Annotated in this window: 16 protein-coding genes; 15 read left to right on the plus strand and 1 reads right to left on the minus strand. The window is 65.5% G+C overall.

Annotated features, from left to right (window positions below):
- The first annotated feature begins 162 nt into the window (after nt 1–162).
- From tuf to AC1DC5_RS01705, 4 genes are all read left to right on the plus strand, one after another.
- On the plus strand, nt 163–1353 hold the full coding sequence (tuf, locus tag AC1DC5_RS01690; RefSeq protein ID WP_441404340.1) for an elongation factor Tu: 1191 nt from the start codon (nt 163–165) through the stop codon (nt 1351–1353).
- 177 nt (nt 1354–1530) lie between these two features.
- On the plus strand, nt 1531–3114 hold the full coding sequence (locus tag AC1DC5_RS01695; RefSeq protein WP_476863977.1) for a carboxylesterase/lipase family protein: 1584 nt from the start codon (nt 1531–1533) through the stop codon (nt 3112–3114).
- A gap of 59 nt (nt 3115–3173) precedes the next feature.
- Nucleotides 3174–7361 carry a hypothetical protein gene (locus AC1DC5_RS01700; RefSeq protein ID WP_476863978.1) on the plus strand — a complete coding sequence of 1396 codons (4188 nt, stop codon included), beginning with the start codon at nt 3174–3176 and terminating at the stop codon, nt 7359–7361.
- Between the two features lie 47 nt (nt 7362–7408).
- Nucleotides 7409–7534 (plus strand): hypothetical protein, encoded by a 126-nt coding sequence (locus tag AC1DC5_RS01705; RefSeq protein WP_476863979.1) that lies wholly within the window; start codon nt 7409–7411, stop codon nt 7532–7534.
- 9 nt (nt 7535–7543) lie between these two features.
- On the opposite strand, the gene AC1DC5_RS01710 is transcribed toward AC1DC5_RS01705, so the two are convergent.
- Nucleotides 7544–8971: a GH1 family beta-glucosidase gene (locus tag AC1DC5_RS01710; RefSeq protein WP_441404344.1), complete on the minus strand. Its 1428-nt coding sequence runs from the start codon at nt 8969–8971 to the stop codon at nt 7544–7546.
- A 447-nt stretch (nt 8972–9418) separates the two neighbouring features.
- Between AC1DC5_RS01710 and rpsJ the strand changes: the two genes are divergently transcribed.
- From rpsJ to rpsQ, 11 genes are read left to right on the plus strand one after another with little or no spacing between them, the layout of a single operon-like run.
- The gene (gene rpsJ, locus AC1DC5_RS01715; RefSeq protein WP_003803825.1) at nt 9419–9727 is read left to right on the plus strand and encodes a 30S ribosomal protein S10; all 309 of its coding nucleotides are present in this window, start codon (nt 9419–9421) and stop codon (nt 9725–9727) included.
- A gap of 17 nt (nt 9728–9744) precedes the next feature.
- A complete protein-coding gene (gene rplC, locus AC1DC5_RS01720) occupies nt 9745–10395 on the plus strand; it encodes a 50S ribosomal protein L3 (RefSeq protein WP_024366134.1) in 651 nt (216 codons plus the stop codon).
- Nucleotides 10396–10399: 4 nt separating this feature from the next.
- The gene (rplD, locus tag AC1DC5_RS01725) at nt 10400–11023 is read left to right on the plus strand and encodes a 50S ribosomal protein L4 (RefSeq protein ID WP_346925353.1); all 624 of its coding nucleotides are present in this window, start codon (nt 10400–10402) and stop codon (nt 11021–11023) included.
- Nucleotides 11020–11325 (plus strand): 50S ribosomal protein L23, encoded by a 306-nt coding sequence (gene rplW, locus AC1DC5_RS01730; RefSeq protein WP_056425233.1) that lies wholly within the window; start codon nt 11020–11022, stop codon nt 11323–11325. Before rplD ends, rplW begins: the two co-directional genes overlap by 4 nt.
- Before the next feature lie 29 nt (nt 11326–11354).
- Nucleotides 11355–12194, plus strand: coding sequence for a 50S ribosomal protein L2 (gene rplB / locus AC1DC5_RS01735; RefSeq protein ID WP_441404345.1), 840 nt, complete (start codon nt 11355–11357; stop codon nt 12192–12194).
- Nucleotides 12195–12206: 12 nt separating this feature from the next.
- A complete protein-coding gene (gene rpsS, locus AC1DC5_RS01740) occupies nt 12207–12488 on the plus strand; it encodes a 30S ribosomal protein S19 (RefSeq protein WP_018773666.1) in 282 nt (93 codons plus the stop codon).
- Nucleotides 12489–12526: 38 nt separating this feature from the next.
- A complete protein-coding gene (gene rplV / locus AC1DC5_RS01745; protein WP_069949298.1) occupies nt 12527–12892 on the plus strand; it encodes a 50S ribosomal protein L22 in 366 nt (121 codons plus the stop codon).
- Complete coding sequence (rpsC, locus tag AC1DC5_RS01750; RefSeq protein WP_441404346.1) at nt 12893–13735, plus strand: 30S ribosomal protein S3; 843 nt, start codon at nt 12893–12895, stop codon at nt 13733–13735. It begins immediately after the preceding gene.
- Nucleotides 13736–14152 carry a 50S ribosomal protein L16 gene (gene rplP / locus AC1DC5_RS01755; protein ID WP_123257072.1) on the plus strand — a complete coding sequence of 139 codons (417 nt, stop codon included), beginning with the start codon at nt 13736–13738 and terminating at the stop codon, nt 14150–14152.
- A 2-nt stretch (nt 14153–14154) separates the two neighbouring features.
- On the plus strand, nt 14155–14484 hold the full coding sequence (gene rpmC / locus AC1DC5_RS01760) for a 50S ribosomal protein L29 (protein WP_069949295.1): 330 nt from the start codon (nt 14155–14157) through the stop codon (nt 14482–14484).
- Complete coding sequence (gene rpsQ / locus AC1DC5_RS01765) at nt 14481–14789, plus strand: 30S ribosomal protein S17 (protein ID WP_035739337.1); 309 nt, start codon at nt 14481–14483, stop codon at nt 14787–14789. Before rpmC ends, rpsQ begins: the two co-directional genes overlap by 4 nt.
- Nucleotides 14790–14938 lie beyond the last annotated feature (149 nt).

Genomic DNA, 14938 nt, shown 5'->3' on the forward strand with positions numbered 1-14938 from the left:
AGCCGGGAGCGGCCATCTGCACCGACAGGCTCGAGGGACTAGTATTAGTTCCTGAATCTGCAATTTCATCAATCCAAAGCCCCCCAAGTAGACTTACTGAAGTTTCGCCGCGACAAGCGCGGTCGAAGGGTAAGTCATTTGAAAACGTTCTAGGAGGAACCTGTGGCAAAGGCAAAGTTCGAGCGGACTAAGCCGCACGTTAACATCGGCACCATTGGTCACGTTGACCACGGTAAGACGACGTTGACGGCCGCGATTTCCAAGGTGCTGTACGACAAGTACCCGTCTCTCAACGAGCAGCGTGACTTCGCGTCCATTGACTCTGCTCCCGAAGAGCGTCAGCGCGGCATTACCATCAACATCTCGCACGTTGAGTACCAGACCGAGAAGCGCCACTACGCACACGTAGACGCCCCGGGTCACGCTGACTACATCAAGAACATGATCACCGGTGCTGCACAGATGGACGGTGCAATCCTCGTGGTTGCCGCCACTGACGGCCCGATGGCTCAGACCCGCGAGCACGTCCTGCTCGCCCGCCAGGTTGGTGTCCCCTACCTGCTGGTCGCACTGAACAAGTCGGACATGGTCGATGACGAAGAGCTCCTCGACCTCGTCGAAATGGAAGTTCGCGAGCTGCTTTCGGCTCAGGGCTTCGATGGCGATGAAGCTCCGGTTGTCCGCGTCTCCGGTCTGAAGGCTCTCGAAGGCGACCCGGTTTGGGTCAAGTCCGTCGAGGACCTCATGGAAGCTGTCGACGAGTCCGTTCCGGACCCCGTACGTGACCGTGACAAGCCGTTCCTGATGCCGATCGAAGATGTCTTCACGATCACCGGCCGTGGCACCGTTGTTACGGGCCGCGCCGAGCGTGGAACCCTCGCCATCAACTCCGAGGTCGAGATCGTCGGCATCCGCCCGGTCCAGAAGACCACGGTTACCGGTATCGAGATGTTCCACAAGCAGCTCGACGAAGCATGGGCCGGCGAGAACTGTGGCCTCCTGCTCCGCGGTCTGAAGCGCGACGATGTCGAGCGTGGCCAGGTTGTCGTCAAGCCGGGTTCCATCACCCCGCACACCGACTTCGAGGCAAACGTCTACATCCTCTCCAAGGACGAAGGCGGACGTCACAACCCGTTCTACTCCAACTACCGCCCGCAGTTCTACTTCCGCACCACGGACGTAACCGGCGTTATCACCCTGCCGGAAGGCACGGAAATGGTTATGCCTGGCGACAACACTGAGATGACCGTTGCGCTCATCCAGCCCATCGCCATGGAAGATGGCCTCGGCTTCGCTATCCGCGAAGGCGGCCGCACCGTTGGTTCGGGACGCGTTACCAAGATCCTCAAGTAGTACTTGCTGATCTTTGTTAGATCTCTGATCGGGGTGGCCGTCTGACGGTCCCCGTGACGTAAGAACAGCCCCGCTGCACTCGCAGCGGGGCTGTTCTTTTTTGTCTGTCCTGCACATCCGCGGGGCTCGGGACCAACGCCCCTTACCTGCCCCGGCTGCTGCTTCCACGATGGTGTGATGAACGTGTTGGTCGCGACGGCCCAGGGGGAACTGCGGGGCAGCTTCGCCGATGGGGTGTACACCTTCCTCGGAGTCCCGTATGCGGCGCCGCCGACCGGCGCGAACCGTCTCCGGCCGCCACAGCCTGCGTTGGGTTGGTCCGGTGTCCGGAGCGCCACGAGGCTTGGGCCGGAGCCCCCGCAGGTGGCGCCGCCATCCATGGGCGGTCCGGCGGCGGGGGCTTCGGAGGACTGGTCGGAAGTAGTCAATGCCTTTGCGGATGTGGAGCGCGCCGCGCCGTCCGGCGAGTGCCTGAACCTCAACATCTGGACGCCGGGGCCCGGCGGGGCTGACCTGCCGGTGATGGTGTGGATTCAGGGTGGAATGTTCGAGATCAGCTCGACGGCGGCCTACGACGGGAGCCGCTTCGCCCGGGACGGGGTGGTCTGCGTCGTCGTCAATTGGCGTCCGGGCGCGGAGGGGTTCCTGTATCTCGGCGACGGAATCGCGAACCTCGGCCTGCTCGACCAAGTAGCCGCGCTGCAATGGGTGCGGGAGAACATCTCGGCCTTCGGCGGGGACCCCGGCAACGTGACCGTCTTCGGCGAGTCCGCAGGGGCGATGAGCATCGGCATGCTGCTCTCGATGCCCCGCGCCGAAGGCCTTTTCCGGCGGGCGATCCTGCAGAGCGGCGCAGCCCATCAGGTAACGCCTGCCGCGGACGCGCTGCGCATCGCCGGGTACCTGGCTGGAAAACTGGGGGTGACAGCGACGCGTGAGGCGATCGCCGGCGTCGGGGTCCAGCGTCTGCTGGCGGCGCAGGCGGAGCTGAAGGGCGAGCTGCTCGCCGACCCGGACCCGGAACGATGGGGCAAGGCTGTGGTGGCGAGCGCTATGCCATGGCAGCCCGTGGTCGACGGCGACATCCTGCCCGGCCCTCCGATCGAGCGGATCGCTGCCGGATCCGGCAGGCAGGTGGACGTCATCGTCGGCACAAATACCGACGACTGGCGGCTGTTTCTGTTCGTCAGCGGCGCGCTGGCAGGCATTACGGACGAGATGCTGACCGGTCCGGTGCGCACTTACGGCTATCAGTCCCTGGCGGCCTACGGGCTGACGGCCGGTCCTGCACTGTCCGCCTACCGGGCGAGGTACCCCGAGGCGGTTCCCGGCGATCTGCTGGCAGCGGTGCAGACGGACTGGTGGATGCGGATCCCCGCCATACGCCTGGCCGACGCGCACGCGAGCTCCACCACCTCGGGCACGTACATGTACGAGTTCGCCTGGGCCTCGCCTCGCCTGGCCTCGGCGCGGTGCACGCGCTTGAGGTTCCGTTCGTCTTCGATACTGCCGCCGCGGACGCGCCGCTCTTCGGTCCGCTGCTGGGAAGCGAACCGCCGCAGCAGCTTGCGCACACGATGCACGCCGCGTGGCTCGCCTTCGCTGCCACAGGAGACCCCGGCTGGCCCAGGTATGACCCCGGCCGGAGGGCCACGATGCGATTCGACGCCGACTCCCGGGTTGTGGAGGATCCCCGGTCGCGGGAGCGGGCCCTGTGGAAAACCCTTCGCTGAGCCTCCGCTGGTGCTATATTTCATCTAGTCATTGGAGTTATTCAGGCTGGGCGGGTCCGGACAGCCGGCGACATGAAGGATCCCGCTATGCCGACGACCGTCCCCACCCTCCTGGTCCTTTTGCTGTTGGCAGGCGCATTCCTGGTGGGCATCCGCAAGGGGAGTGCCCGGGAACGCCGTCGTAGTGACGCGGTGAGCAGCGGGGCATTCGCAGCCGGATTCCGTGCCGGTCACCTCGAGGGGTGGAGGGACTGCGAGTCCGCCCGTGAGCTAGTTGCGAAGCCCGTCCTTCCCGCTCCCGGAACCCCCCAGCCGCCGCCCGGACCAAGCCTGCCGGCCCCGCCGGAACCCCCAATCCAGGAGGAGGTCCAGCCGGACGTCCAGCCTGCAGGCAAGTCTTCAGTCCAGCCGCGGCCCGGCGGTTCCCGCGGCTATCACCCGGTACCGCCGGTCGCGAACGCACCGCACGAACGGCTCCGGCCCCAGTCCGCGGCCCCGCAGCCCGCACACCCCGTCGTTCCGCAAGAGTCCGCCGCCGACCATGCCGCCCGCAAGGAGAAGCGGGACCGGCAGAACATCAACATCACCCTCTATGTCGCCAGCCTCCTGCTGGTGGCTGCCGGGGCCCTGTTCGTCGGCACATCCCTGCCGGAGGTCCTCCGCTTCGCCGGCGTCCTCGCCATCACGGCGCTGTTCTATGCCGGGGGACTGATCCTGCACACGAGGGCCCCGCGGCTCAGGCCCGCGGCTGTTGCGTTCGCCGGAACCGGGCTGGCCCTGATCCCGGTGGCCGGCCTGGCCCTGTACAGCTTCCTCCTGCATGACGCCGCGGGCGCCTGGCTGGTCACATCGTTCATCGGGACCGTGGCCTATGTTGCTGCCGCCGTCAGGATGGACAGCAAGATCCTCGCCTACCTGTCGCTGACGTTCGTCGTGTCGACGGCGTGGTCCGGGATTTCGGTCCTCGGCGGAGCACTGGCCTGGTACTTTGCCGCCCTGATCGGCTTCGCGGTCCTCCTGTCGCTGCTGGCACTGACGCGTCCGCGCTGGATGCCTGCTGCGTTCCTCAAGCCGCTGATGGACCTGCACCCCTTTGTGGTCCCGTCCGTCGCGCTGGCCGTCACCATCGTGCCCCTGCTGCTCGGCAAGGGCGAGTACGCGCTCATCATGGCCCTCTGTGGCGCCTACTTCGCGTTGATGGCCGCCGTTCCACAAAGCCGGTTCCGCGTCGCGCAGTACTACGGAGCGCGGGTGAGCCTCACTGTGGCGGCCGCTGCCGGAACCTGGGCTGCCAGTGAAAGCGTGCCGTGGGCGCTACTGACCGGCGTCGCGCTGGCAGCGCTCCAGTCCGTGCTTCTGGCGTCGGGGCTCAACGTGGTTCCGGCTGCGCTGCTGGGGTCCGCTGTACGACAGCGGTCGGACGCCCTCTGCACGTTCGGGCTGCAGTTGCTCCTGACCCTTTTGTGGGGGGCGGCGACCCTGTTCCCTGCCACCGTGGATCCAACCGTCGACGTGCCCGTATGGGTGCCGCTGGTGCTGGCGTTGCTCACCGGCATGGCCCTGGCAGTGGGGGTGGCGGAATGGGCGCCGGTGCCCGCTCTGATGCTGGCTGCCGCGTTCGGCGACCGCGCCGGTAACTGGACCCCGGCCGGGTTGCTGCTGCTGGTCGCACTGTTCTGGGCTGTGCGTTCCCTGCCCCGGAGGGAGCCCCTGCGGCTGCACTTCGTTCTCGCCGCCCGCATCGCGGTCACGGGGGCCGTGCCTGCGGTGGTGGCGGCCGTGACCGGCAGCGGTGCCGGCTCCGCGCCGGTGCTCTCCGCCTTCCTGCTGGCACTGGTGCTGCAGCAACTCGCCACGGCGGGCCTTGTCCGGACGGGTGTGCCGTCGCTGGCCCCGGACGAGAGCCTGGCAGCATTCTCCCTCGCGGCGCTCCCCGTCCTCGCCGCACTGGCGTTCCAGGCCGACACGCGCGGGGAAACGCTCGCCGGTGCCGCGGTCGTGCTCCAGCTCCTCACATCCCTTGGCATCGGCTGGGTCACGGCCGGAGAAGCCGCGGCAGGATCTCCGTGGCGGCCCGGTGTCCGTGAACTGCTGCCACTGGGCATGGCGGCGGCGCTGGCCGGCCTGGCGTTTACCGCGGTCTCGCTCCCCGGCGGCAACACCATTCTCGCCCTGGCGGTGCTTTACCTGACGGTGCTCTACCTCGTCGCAACGGCGCTGCGCCGCGGCCGGCGCCAGCAGCGCTGGAGCTACTGGTGGATGGCCCGGGGGACCGGCACCCTTCTGGTCCTGACCGGCTTCCACCAGCTCCGGCAGGAGAGCGGTCCGGTGCTGCTCGGCGGCGAGGACATCGCGGGCGCGTCGCTGGCCGTGCTGGTACTGGGGCTGCAACTGGCTTTCCCCCTGCTGGCCGAGGCCAGGGGCCGGGCACCCCGCGGTGTCATCACCGACGCCGCCGGGGTGCTGGTGCTCCAGGGTGCAGCCCTGGCTGTCCTCACGGCGTCCGCCCTGGACCACCAGACAACCGGGGGCCGGCAGCTGACCGCCGTCGTGGTCGTGATGGCCCTGAGCGCAGCGACGGCGGGGTTCGTGCTGCGAGCCCGTCCGCGGGCGGCGGTGTTCGCCCCGGTGGTGCTGGCGGTGCTCCTGCTGGCACGGGCGGGCACCGCGCTCGATGTCGAGCTGGTGCTGGGCATCTTTGCCGGGTACAGCGCCGTGATGGTCGTGGCCGCAGCGTCGGGCACCGCCAAGGGCGGCTATTTCGCTGCGGCCCGGGTGCTGACCCTGGCCCTGGCGCTCGAGCTCAGCTATGACGCGACCGTCTCCGTCACCGCGGTCTCGGTGACCTTCGGGCTGGTTCTCGCGGCACAGCACGTGATCCGCTGGCTGATGCGGCACCGCCTGGTGGAAGTCCCGTTCCAGCAGGCAGCGGTGTGGATTACGCTCACTGCCCAGACGGTGCTTCCGCTCGGCTACCTGGCGGCGGACCCGGACGACGGCGGCCGCTGGGTCATCCTGCTGCACGTGGCGCTGCTGCTGGTCTCCGCCGTGCTGGCCAGCAGGGTCTTCGCGGCCCGCGGGGCGGCCTACCTGACGGTCTATGCCGCCGTCTTCGCCACGCTGGCTCTGGGGCCGCTGGCGCAGCTCAACGGCGGTTTCTCCGCCGGCGGTTTCCTTGACCGGCCCCTGCTGAGCCGGGACGGCGTGGTCGTGGTACTGCTCGTGCTGTCGCTGGCGGCCACCGCCGCGGGCGTGCTGTTCCGGCGGAAGGCGCGGGCCGACGTCGAGCGCTGGCTCTGGCTGGCCGCGTGCGGCGCCTTCGTCGGAACCGCCCTCCTGCTGGCACCGCCAGCGGCTGACTGGCTGGGCGGGGCAGCGGTCCTGGTGCTCGCAGTGGCTCTTTTGGCGGCATCACACCTAGAACGCTGGCCAGTCCTCTACGTGCCGGCTGTCGCGGCGGTTCTGGCCGGGGCCACCCTGGAAGGCGCCGAACTGCTGGAAACCGTGCCGGGCGCCTGGGGCAGTTACCTGCCGTGGCTTGCCGGTTGCGCTCCGGCTGCGGCGGCCCTCTATGCCGTCAGGTGGCTGCGCCGCGGCCCCCTCGGCACCGATCCGCTCCGGCGCTGGCCGCTGGCAGCTGCCGCGGTCCTTGGTCTGGGCCTCGCTGCGCTTTTCGGGCTGCGCTGGGATGCAACATCCTGGGCCGGCGCCGCGTTCGTGGCCATCACCGCCGCGGTGTGCCGCGCCGAAGTTCCGGCGGCAGCCCGCAGGGTGGCGGCGGAACTGGGACTGCTTGCCACGACGGCGGCCGTCCAGCGCGCTGCGCTGTTCACCGGACCCGGCTCCGGCTCCGCCTGGCCCGATTGGTTCTGGACGCTGCAGTGGTACGTGGTTCTTGCCGCGCTGCTGGGCGCGCTGCGCCTGGCGTCCGGCAACCGTCCGGCGGTCCGGGTGCTGTGGTCCGGGGCCGCCGGGCTGCTGACACTGTCCGGGCTGGGGATCATCTTCGGCGGCGATCCCGGAAAGCAACTCTGGGTCCTGGCGCTCATGGCGGTGCTGCTGATGGCTGGGCTGGCGTTCGGTGAACGGCTGTTTGTCTGGTGGGGCGCGGCGGGGGTGGGTCTGTGCATCATGTGGGCCATGCGCCAGTACACCTTCGCCCTGCTCGCCCTGATCGCCGCGGCCCTGATCGCGCTGGCGGTCTGGCGGCTGAACCGCAGCAAGCCGGCCGCCGGCCAGCCGGCACCCTACCGTGAGCCGGTGGACCATGGCTGACCGGAGCCGGGCGCTGATATCGTTGCTTCCAATGAAGGGAGCTCACAATGGGCTGGTTGATTTTCCTGTTGGTGGCCATTGCCGTCGTCGTCGCCGTCGTCTGGGCTAAAAAGCACTTCCGCCAAGAGATTGAACGCGCCAAGCGCATTACACGGGCCAACAAGAACAACTAGCCCGCCGGCTCAGCCTTTCCGGGCCCTGCTGAGCGCCTGGTACCAGTAGTACGAATCCTTGGGCGTACGTTCCTGCGTGTCGAAATCCACGTGGACCAGGCCGAAGCGTTGGGAGTAGCCCGCGGCCCACTCGAAGTTGTCCATCAGGGTCCAGACGTAGTAACCCAGCAGTTCGACGTCCTCGGCGATGCCCCCGGGGGACGTAGCGTCCAGGGCGTGGCCCAGGTGGGACGCGATGTAGCTGATCCGCTCCGCGTCGGCGATGGGACCGGACACATGGTCGGGCTCGGGGAAGCTGGCGCCGCTTTCGGTGATGTACAGCGGCGGGAGCGCTCCGCCATACCTGTCCTTCATCTCACGGAGCAGCGGGCCCAGATGGTCCGGTGCCACCGGCCAGCCGAAACCCGTCGTCGTGTATTCCGGGAACGCCGCCATATGGAACGGCATCTTCGTCATCGCGTCCGTGTGCCCTGCGGGGCTCTCACCCGCGCCCCGTCCGGTGGCGACCTTCACCGGGTAGTAATAGTTCAGCCCATAGAAGTCCAGGGGCTGCTGGATGGTCCGCAGATCGGCGTCGGAAATCTTCCCCAGCGAACGGAACCAGGGCCTGGCGATGAGCGGAATCTTCGGGTACCGGCCCAACAGGATCGGGTCCGCGTACACCCGGTTCAGGACCAGGTCGAAGATGTTGGCCAGGAACCGGTCCGTCACCAAACGGGACGCGGGCCGTACCGGGGAATGCAGGTTGGTGACGCCCACGGTGCCCGAGACGGACTCCGCACGCAGCGCCTGCACGGCGAGCCCGTGGGCGAGGAGCTGGTGGTGGACCGCGGGCAAGGCATCGAAGAGCAGGTCATGGCCCGGGGCATGGACCCCCAGGGCATAGCCGTTGAGGGTCACTGATACCGGTTCGTTGAGCGTGACCCACTGGGCCACGCGGTCGCCGAAGCGCCGGCCGGCCGCCGCGCTGTACTCGGCGAAGCGCTCCGCAGTGGATCGGTTCAACCAGCCGCCGCGGTGCTCCAAGGGCAGCGGCGTGTCCCAGTGGTACAGGGTGGCCATCGGGGAGATGCCGGCCTCGAGCAGCCGGTCGATGAGCCGGTCGTAGAAGTCGAGCCCCTGGTTATTGAACGGTCCGGTACCGTCCGGCTGGATCCGTGGCCAGGAGATGGAGAAGCGGTAGGAGTCGATGCCGAGGGCGCGCATCAGCTCGACGTCCTCGGGCGCCCGGTTGTAGTGGTCGCAGGCGACGGCGGGGGAGTGCCCGTCCTGGATGCTGCCCGGCTTCTCGACGAAGGCATCCCAGCCGGAGGGCCCCCGGCCGCCGGCCGCAAGGGAGCCTTCAATCTGGAAAGCGGCCGAGGCAACCCCCAGCTGGAACTCCGGGCTCAGGCGCGCAGCCAAGGCCTGGACTGCTACGGAATCCTGCACAGTCATGCCCCCATCATCCCCACGGCGCCCGCCGAAGGCAATGAGCGCAAGCCCTGCCCCGGCGTCGCCAGCGCCCGGGGCCGTGACACCGGCCCGACGTCCGGGCGACGTCCGCACTGCTCCGCACAGCCGCTGATTCGCTTCTGCCCGTTAATTCCGGCATACTAGATGAGTTGTTCAAGCGCTCTTTCGCGTCCCGATCCGGATAATGCCGGGTGCCAGGGTCCAGGTAAGAGCCCAAACATAACCCACTCCCCAAGGAATTGCGGACGAGTACGCGTGCAAACCGCGACACGCCCGACCGCGGGGGTCGGTTGCGCCGGCAGGTTGAGGAACCCGGATTCATCCGGATTCAGCTTGTGCGGCGGGTGGTAGTTACGACTTCAAATGCTTCGGCAGCCGCACAACAGGTAAGTAAACAGAGCAGCATTTACTGAAAGAGAGTCAGGCGACATGGCGGGACAAAAAATCCGCATCCGGCTGAAGTCATACGACCACGAGGTCATTGACGTTTCAGCACGGAAGATCGTTGAGACGGTCACGCGCGCAGGCGCCACGGTAGTTGGCCCCGTGCCGCTGCCGACGGAGAAGAACGTTTACTGCGTAATCCGCTCTCCGCACAAGTACAAAGACAGCCGCGAGCACTTTGAAATGCGCACGCACAAGCGTCTTATCGACATCATCGATCCCACGCCCAAGGCTGTTGATTCGCTCATGCGTCTCGACCTGCCGGCCGACGTGAACATCGAAATCAAGCTGTAGGGAGGTGCTGAGAGACTATGACCGCAACCCGTAACGTAAAGGGCCTGCTGGGCACGAAGCTCGGCATGACCCAGGTCTGGGACGAGAACAACAAGCTCATCCCCGTCACTGTGGTCCAGGCTGACTCGAACGTCATCACGCAGCTGCGCAATGCAGACACTGATGGCTATGTCGCCGTTCAGATCGGCTACGGCCAGATCGATCCCCGCAAGGTCACCAAGCCGCTGGCTGGTCACTTTGAAAAGGCAGGCGTCACGCCTCGCCGCCACGTCGTAGAACTGCGCACTGCAGATGCTGACTCTTACGAGCTGGGCCAGGAGCTTTCTGTTGAGCTCTTCGAAGCCGGCCAGAAGATCGACGTCGTTGGCACCACCAAGGGTAAGGGCTTCGCCGGTGTTATGAAGCGTCACGGCTTCCACGGCGTTGGAGCTTCCCACGGTGCCCACAAGAACCACCGTAAGCCCGGTTCAATCGGTGGCGCATCCACCCCGAGCCGCGTCTTCAAGGGCATGAAAATGGCCGGCCGCATGGGCGCCGTTCGTCACACCACGCTGAACCTCACGGTCCACGCGGTTGACGTCGAGAAGTCGCTGCTCCTGATCAAGGGCGCCGTCCCCGGCGCCCGCGGCCAGGTCGTACTCGTACGCACCGCCGTGAAGGGAGCCTAGTTCAATGACTAGCACTGTCAAGGTTGACCTGCCTGCAGAGATCTTCGACGTACAGACCAACGTGCCGCTGCTGCACCAGGTCGTCGTTGCACAGCTCGCTGCTGCTCGCCAGGGTACCCACAAGACCAAGACCCGCGCCGAGGTTTCCGGTGCAGGTCGCAAGCCGTTCAAGCAGAAGGGCACCGGCCGCGCCCGTCAGGGTTCAATCCGTGCTCCTCACATGACCGGTGGTGGCGTTGTCCACGGCCCCACGCCGCGTGACTACAGCCAGCGCACCCCCAAGAAGATGATTGCTGCTGCACTGCGCGGCGCTCTCTCTGACCGCGCCCGCAACGGCCGCATCCACGTTGTCTCTGAACTGGTTGCCGGCACCAAGCCGTCCTCCAGCGCTGCACTGGCAACTCTGCGAGGTGTCTCCGAGCGCAAGAACCTGCTCGTCGTCATCGAGCGCGCCAACGATGTTGCTGCACTCTCCGTGCGCAACCTCACGGATGTTCACGTTCTGTACGCAGACCAGCTGAACACCTACGACGTTCTCGTTTCCGATGACGTTGTCTTCACCAAGGCTGCCTACGAAGCATTCGTTGCTGACCGGGCAGTGGCAAAGAACCAGGAGGATGCCAAGTGAGTGCAGCAACCCTCAAGGACCCGCGCGACGTCGTGCTTGCACCCGTCGTCTCGGAAAAGAGCTACGGCCTGATCGATGAGGGCAAGTACACCTTCCTGGTGGACCCCCGCTCGAACAAGACCGAGATCAAGCTGGCCGTGGAGAAAATCTTCTCCGTCAAGGTCGACTCGATCAACACCATCAACCGTGCCGGTAAGCGCAAGCGCACCAAATTCGGATGGGGTACCCGCAAGAACACCAAGCGTGCAATTGTGAGCCTCAAAGAAGGCACTATCGACATCTTCGGCGGTCCGCTCTCGTAGCGGAGACCACTTTAACGAGGAAATAAATTATGGGAATCCGTAAATATAAGCCGACTACCCCGGGCCGTCGCGGCTCGAGCGTAGCGGACTTCACTGAAATCACGCGGTCGACGCCGGAAAAGTCGTTGGTTCGTCCCCTCCCGAAAAAGGGTGGCCGTAACAACACCGGTAAGATCACGACCCGTCACAAGGGTGGTGGCCACAAGCGCCAGTACCGTCTGATCGACTTCCGTCGCCACGACAAGGACGGCGTCAACGCCCGCGTTGCCGAAATCGAGTACGATCCGAACCGCACGGCTCGCATCGCCCTCCTGCACTACGTTGATGGCACCAAGCGTTACATCATCGCCCCGAACAAGCTGGGCCAGGGTGACATCGTGGAAGCAGGTGCCGACGCTGACATCAAGCCCGGTAACAACCTGCCGCTGCGCAACATCCCGGTCGGTACCGTAATCCACGCAGTTGAACTGCGCCCGGGTGGCGGCGCCAAGATGGGCCGCTCCGCCGGCGCATCGATCCAGCTCGTTGCAAAGGAAGGCCGTTTCGCCCAGCTGCGTCTGCCTTCCGGCGAAATCCGCAACGTTGACGTGCGCTGCCGCGCAACGATCGGCGAGGTCGGCAACGCCGAGCAGTCGAACATCAACTGGGGCAAGGCCGGCCGTATGCGGTGGAAGGGCGTTCGCCCGACCGTCCGTGGTGTCGCCATGAACCCGGTCGACCACCCCCACGGTGGTGGCGAGGGTAAGACGTCCGGTGGACGTCACCCCGTCAACCCGAACGGTAAGCGCGAAGGCCGCACCCGCCGTCCCAACAAAGAGAGCGACAAGCTTATTGTTCGTCGCCGTCGTACTGGCAAGAACAAGCGATAGGAGCCTGGACACATGCCACGCAGCCTGAAAAAAGGTCCTTTCGTTGACCAGCACCTCTTTGTAAAGGTAGCCAGGGAAAACGAAAAGGGCACCAAGAACGTCATCAAGACCTGGTCCCGCCGTTCGATGATCGTCCCCGACATGCTCGGCCACACGATTGCCGTACACGACGGACGCAAGCACATCCCCGTGTTTGTCACTGAGTCGATGGTCGGGCACAAGCTCGGCGAATTCGCTCCCACGCGGACATTCCGCGGCCATGTCAAGGACGACCGTAAGGGCAAGCGCCGCTAGGCGCCTGCACTTACGTCAAAGACGAGAGAAGGAAAGCAATGGAAGCCAAGGCAATTGCGCGTCACATCCGCGTAACGCCTATGAAGGCCCGGCGCGTCGTCAACCTTGTTCGTGGTAAGCAAGCGAATGAGGCTCTGGCAATTCTGAAGTTTGCCCCGCAGGCAGCTTCGGAGCCGGTATTCAAGGTAGTTCAGTCGGCAATCTCCAACGCCCGGGTCCTCGCGGACCGCGACGGCGTGGCGTTTGACGAAGGTGACCTCATCATCAGCGAAATGTATGTTGATGAAGGCCCGACCATGAAGCGGTTCCAGCCGCGAGCCCAGGGTCGTGCATTTCAGATCAAGAAGCGCACGAGCCACATCACCGTGGTAGTTGCTACCCCGGAGAAAGAGGAGGCTCGCTAAGTGGGACAGAAAGTTAACCCGCACGGGTTCCGACTCGGCATTACCACCGATCACGTATCGCACTGGTTTGCTGACAGCACCAAGGCCGGTCAGCGGTACAAGGACTTCGTCCGCGAAGACATCCGCATCCGCCAGCTCATGTCCACGGGCATGGAGCGCGCCGGCATCGCCAAGGTTGAAATCGAGCGCACCCGCGACCGCGTCCGTGTGGATATCCACACGGCACGTCCGGGCATCGTTATCGGCCGCCGCGGCGCAGAAGCAGACCGCATCCGCGGCGAGCTCGAGAAGCTCACCGGCAAGCAGGTTCAGCTGAACATCCTCGAGGTCAAGAACCCCGAGATGGAAGCACAGCTTGTTGCCCAGGGCGTTGCTGAGCAGCTGACTTCCCGCGTGGCGTTCCGCCGTGCGATGAAGAAGGCCATGCAGTCCGCACAGCGTGCAGGTGCCAAGGGCATCCGTATTGCTTGCTCGGGTCGACTGGGCGGCGCAGAAATGTCCCGCTCGGAGTTCTACCGTGAAGGCCGTGTGCCCCTGCACACCCTCCGCGCGAACATCGACTACGGCTTCTACGAGGCCAAGACCACCTTCGGCCGCATCGGCGTGAAGGTCTGGATCTACAAGGGTGACGTCACCGCCAAGGAACTGGCTCAGCAGGCAGCTGCTGCTCCGTCCCGTGGCCGTGGTGCCAGCGACCGCCCGGGCCGCCCGGGTGGCGCTGACCGTGGTGACCGTCGTCGTCGTAACGACCGCCCGGCCGAAGCAGCTCCTGCTGCCGAAGCTCCGGCGGCTGATGCAGCTTCTGCCGCACCGGCACAGGCAGCAGAAGGAGGACAGGCTTAAATGCTTATCCCACGTCGAGTCAAGCACCGTAAGCAGCACCACCCGGGTCGTTCCGGCGCTGCTACGGGCGGCACCAAGGTCTCCTTCGGTGAATGGGGTATCCAGGCTCTGAGCCCGGCATACGTCACGAACCGTCAGATCGAATCTGCCCGTATCGCGATGACCCGCCACATCAAGCGTGGCGGCAAGGTCTGGATCAACATCTACCCGGACCGTCCGCTGACGAAGAAGCCTGCCGAAACCCGCATGGGTTCCGGTAAGGGTTCTCCGGAATGGTGGGTCTCAAACGTCAAGCCGGGCCGGGTTCTCTTTGAGATCTCCGGCGTCGAGGAATCGGTTGCCCGCGAGGCACTGCGCCTGGCGATCCACAAGCTCCCGTTGAAGGCACGCATTCTGCGTCGCGAAGGTGGTGAATAGAAATGTCAGTAGGATCCAAGGAACTTGCATCCGCACAGCTGGACGGTTTCGACAACGAGCGACTCGTTGAAGAACTCCGTAAGGCCAAGGAAGAGCTGTTCAACCTGCGTTTCCAGTCCGCCACCGGCCAGCTGGAGAACCACGGTCGGCTGCGCGCGGTAAAGAAAGACATCGCACGCATCTACACCGTTCTCCGTGAGCGCGAGCTGGGCATTCGTGCCGAGGTTGCCGCACCGGTTGTGGAAGCCAAGGAAGAAAAGAAGTCCAAGAAGGCTGCAACCAAAAAGGCTGACAAGGCTGAAACGGTTGAGACCGAGGAGGACGCCAAGTGAGTGAAAAGGACGAGAACGTGACGGAAACTGTTTCCGGCGCAGCTACGGCTGACGAGCGCGGTTACCGTAAGACGAAGCGCGGCTATGTGGTCTCGGACAAGATGGAAAAGACCATCGTTGTCCAGGTCGAGGACCGTGTGAAGCACGCCCTCTATGGCAAGGTCCTTCGCCGCAACACGAAGATCAAGGCTCACGACGAAGAGAACAGCGCCGGCATCGGCGACCTCGTTCTCCTCGCCGAGACCCGCCCGCTCTCCGCTACCAAGCGGTGGCGTCTGGTAGAGATCCTCGAGAAGGCCAAGTAACACCCGCAGCTTCCCTGTACAGGGGATCTGTTGAGAAACCCCCGTTCCCCTTTGGGAGCGGGGGTTTCTCCGTTCTCCGGGTGGTTCCAGGGGGCCGGCGCGTCACGTGCTGCAGATTTTCAGCCGCCGTACGACGCCGGCGGGCCGGG

The organism is Arthrobacter sp. 10L424, assembly GCF_056395325.1.

Excerpts from the sequence above, each read along its gene's own strand:
- AC1DC5_RS01695 (WP_476863977.1), top strand. The coding sequence starts at position 1,531 with ATGAACGTGTTGGTCGCGACGGCCCAGGGGGAACTGCGGGGCAGCTTC.
- AC1DC5_RS01700 (WP_476863978.1), top strand. The coding sequence starts at position 3,174 with ATGCCGACGACCGTCCCCACCCTCCTGGTCCTTTTGCTGTTGGCAGGC.
- AC1DC5_RS01705 (WP_476863979.1), top strand. The coding sequence starts at position 7,409 with ATGGGCTGGTTGATTTTCCTGTTGGTGGCCATTGCCGTCGTCGTCGCC.
- AC1DC5_RS01710 (WP_441404344.1), bottom strand. The coding sequence starts at position 8,971 with ATGACTGTGCAGGATTCCGTAGCAGTCCAGGCCTTGGCTGCGCGCCTG.
- rpsJ (WP_003803825.1), top strand. The coding sequence starts at position 9,419 with ATGGCGGGACAAAAAATCCGCATCCGGCTGAAGTCATACGACCACGAG.
- rplC (WP_024366134.1), top strand. The coding sequence starts at position 9,745 with ATGACCGCAACCCGTAACGTAAAGGGCCTGCTGGGCACGAAGCTCGGC.
- rplD (WP_346925353.1), top strand. The coding sequence starts at position 10,400 with ATGACTAGCACTGTCAAGGTTGACCTGCCTGCAGAGATCTTCGACGTA.
- rplB (WP_441404345.1), top strand. The coding sequence starts at position 11,355 with ATGGGAATCCGTAAATATAAGCCGACTACCCCGGGCCGTCGCGGCTCG.
- rpsS (WP_018773666.1), top strand. The coding sequence starts at position 12,207 with ATGCCACGCAGCCTGAAAAAAGGTCCTTTCGTTGACCAGCACCTCTTT.
- rplV (WP_069949298.1), top strand. The coding sequence starts at position 12,527 with ATGGAAGCCAAGGCAATTGCGCGTCACATCCGCGTAACGCCTATGAAG.
- rplP (WP_123257072.1), top strand. The coding sequence starts at position 13,736 with ATGCTTATCCCACGTCGAGTCAAGCACCGTAAGCAGCACCACCCGGGT.
- rpmC (WP_069949295.1), top strand. The coding sequence starts at position 14,155 with ATGTCAGTAGGATCCAAGGAACTTGCATCCGCACAGCTGGACGGTTTC.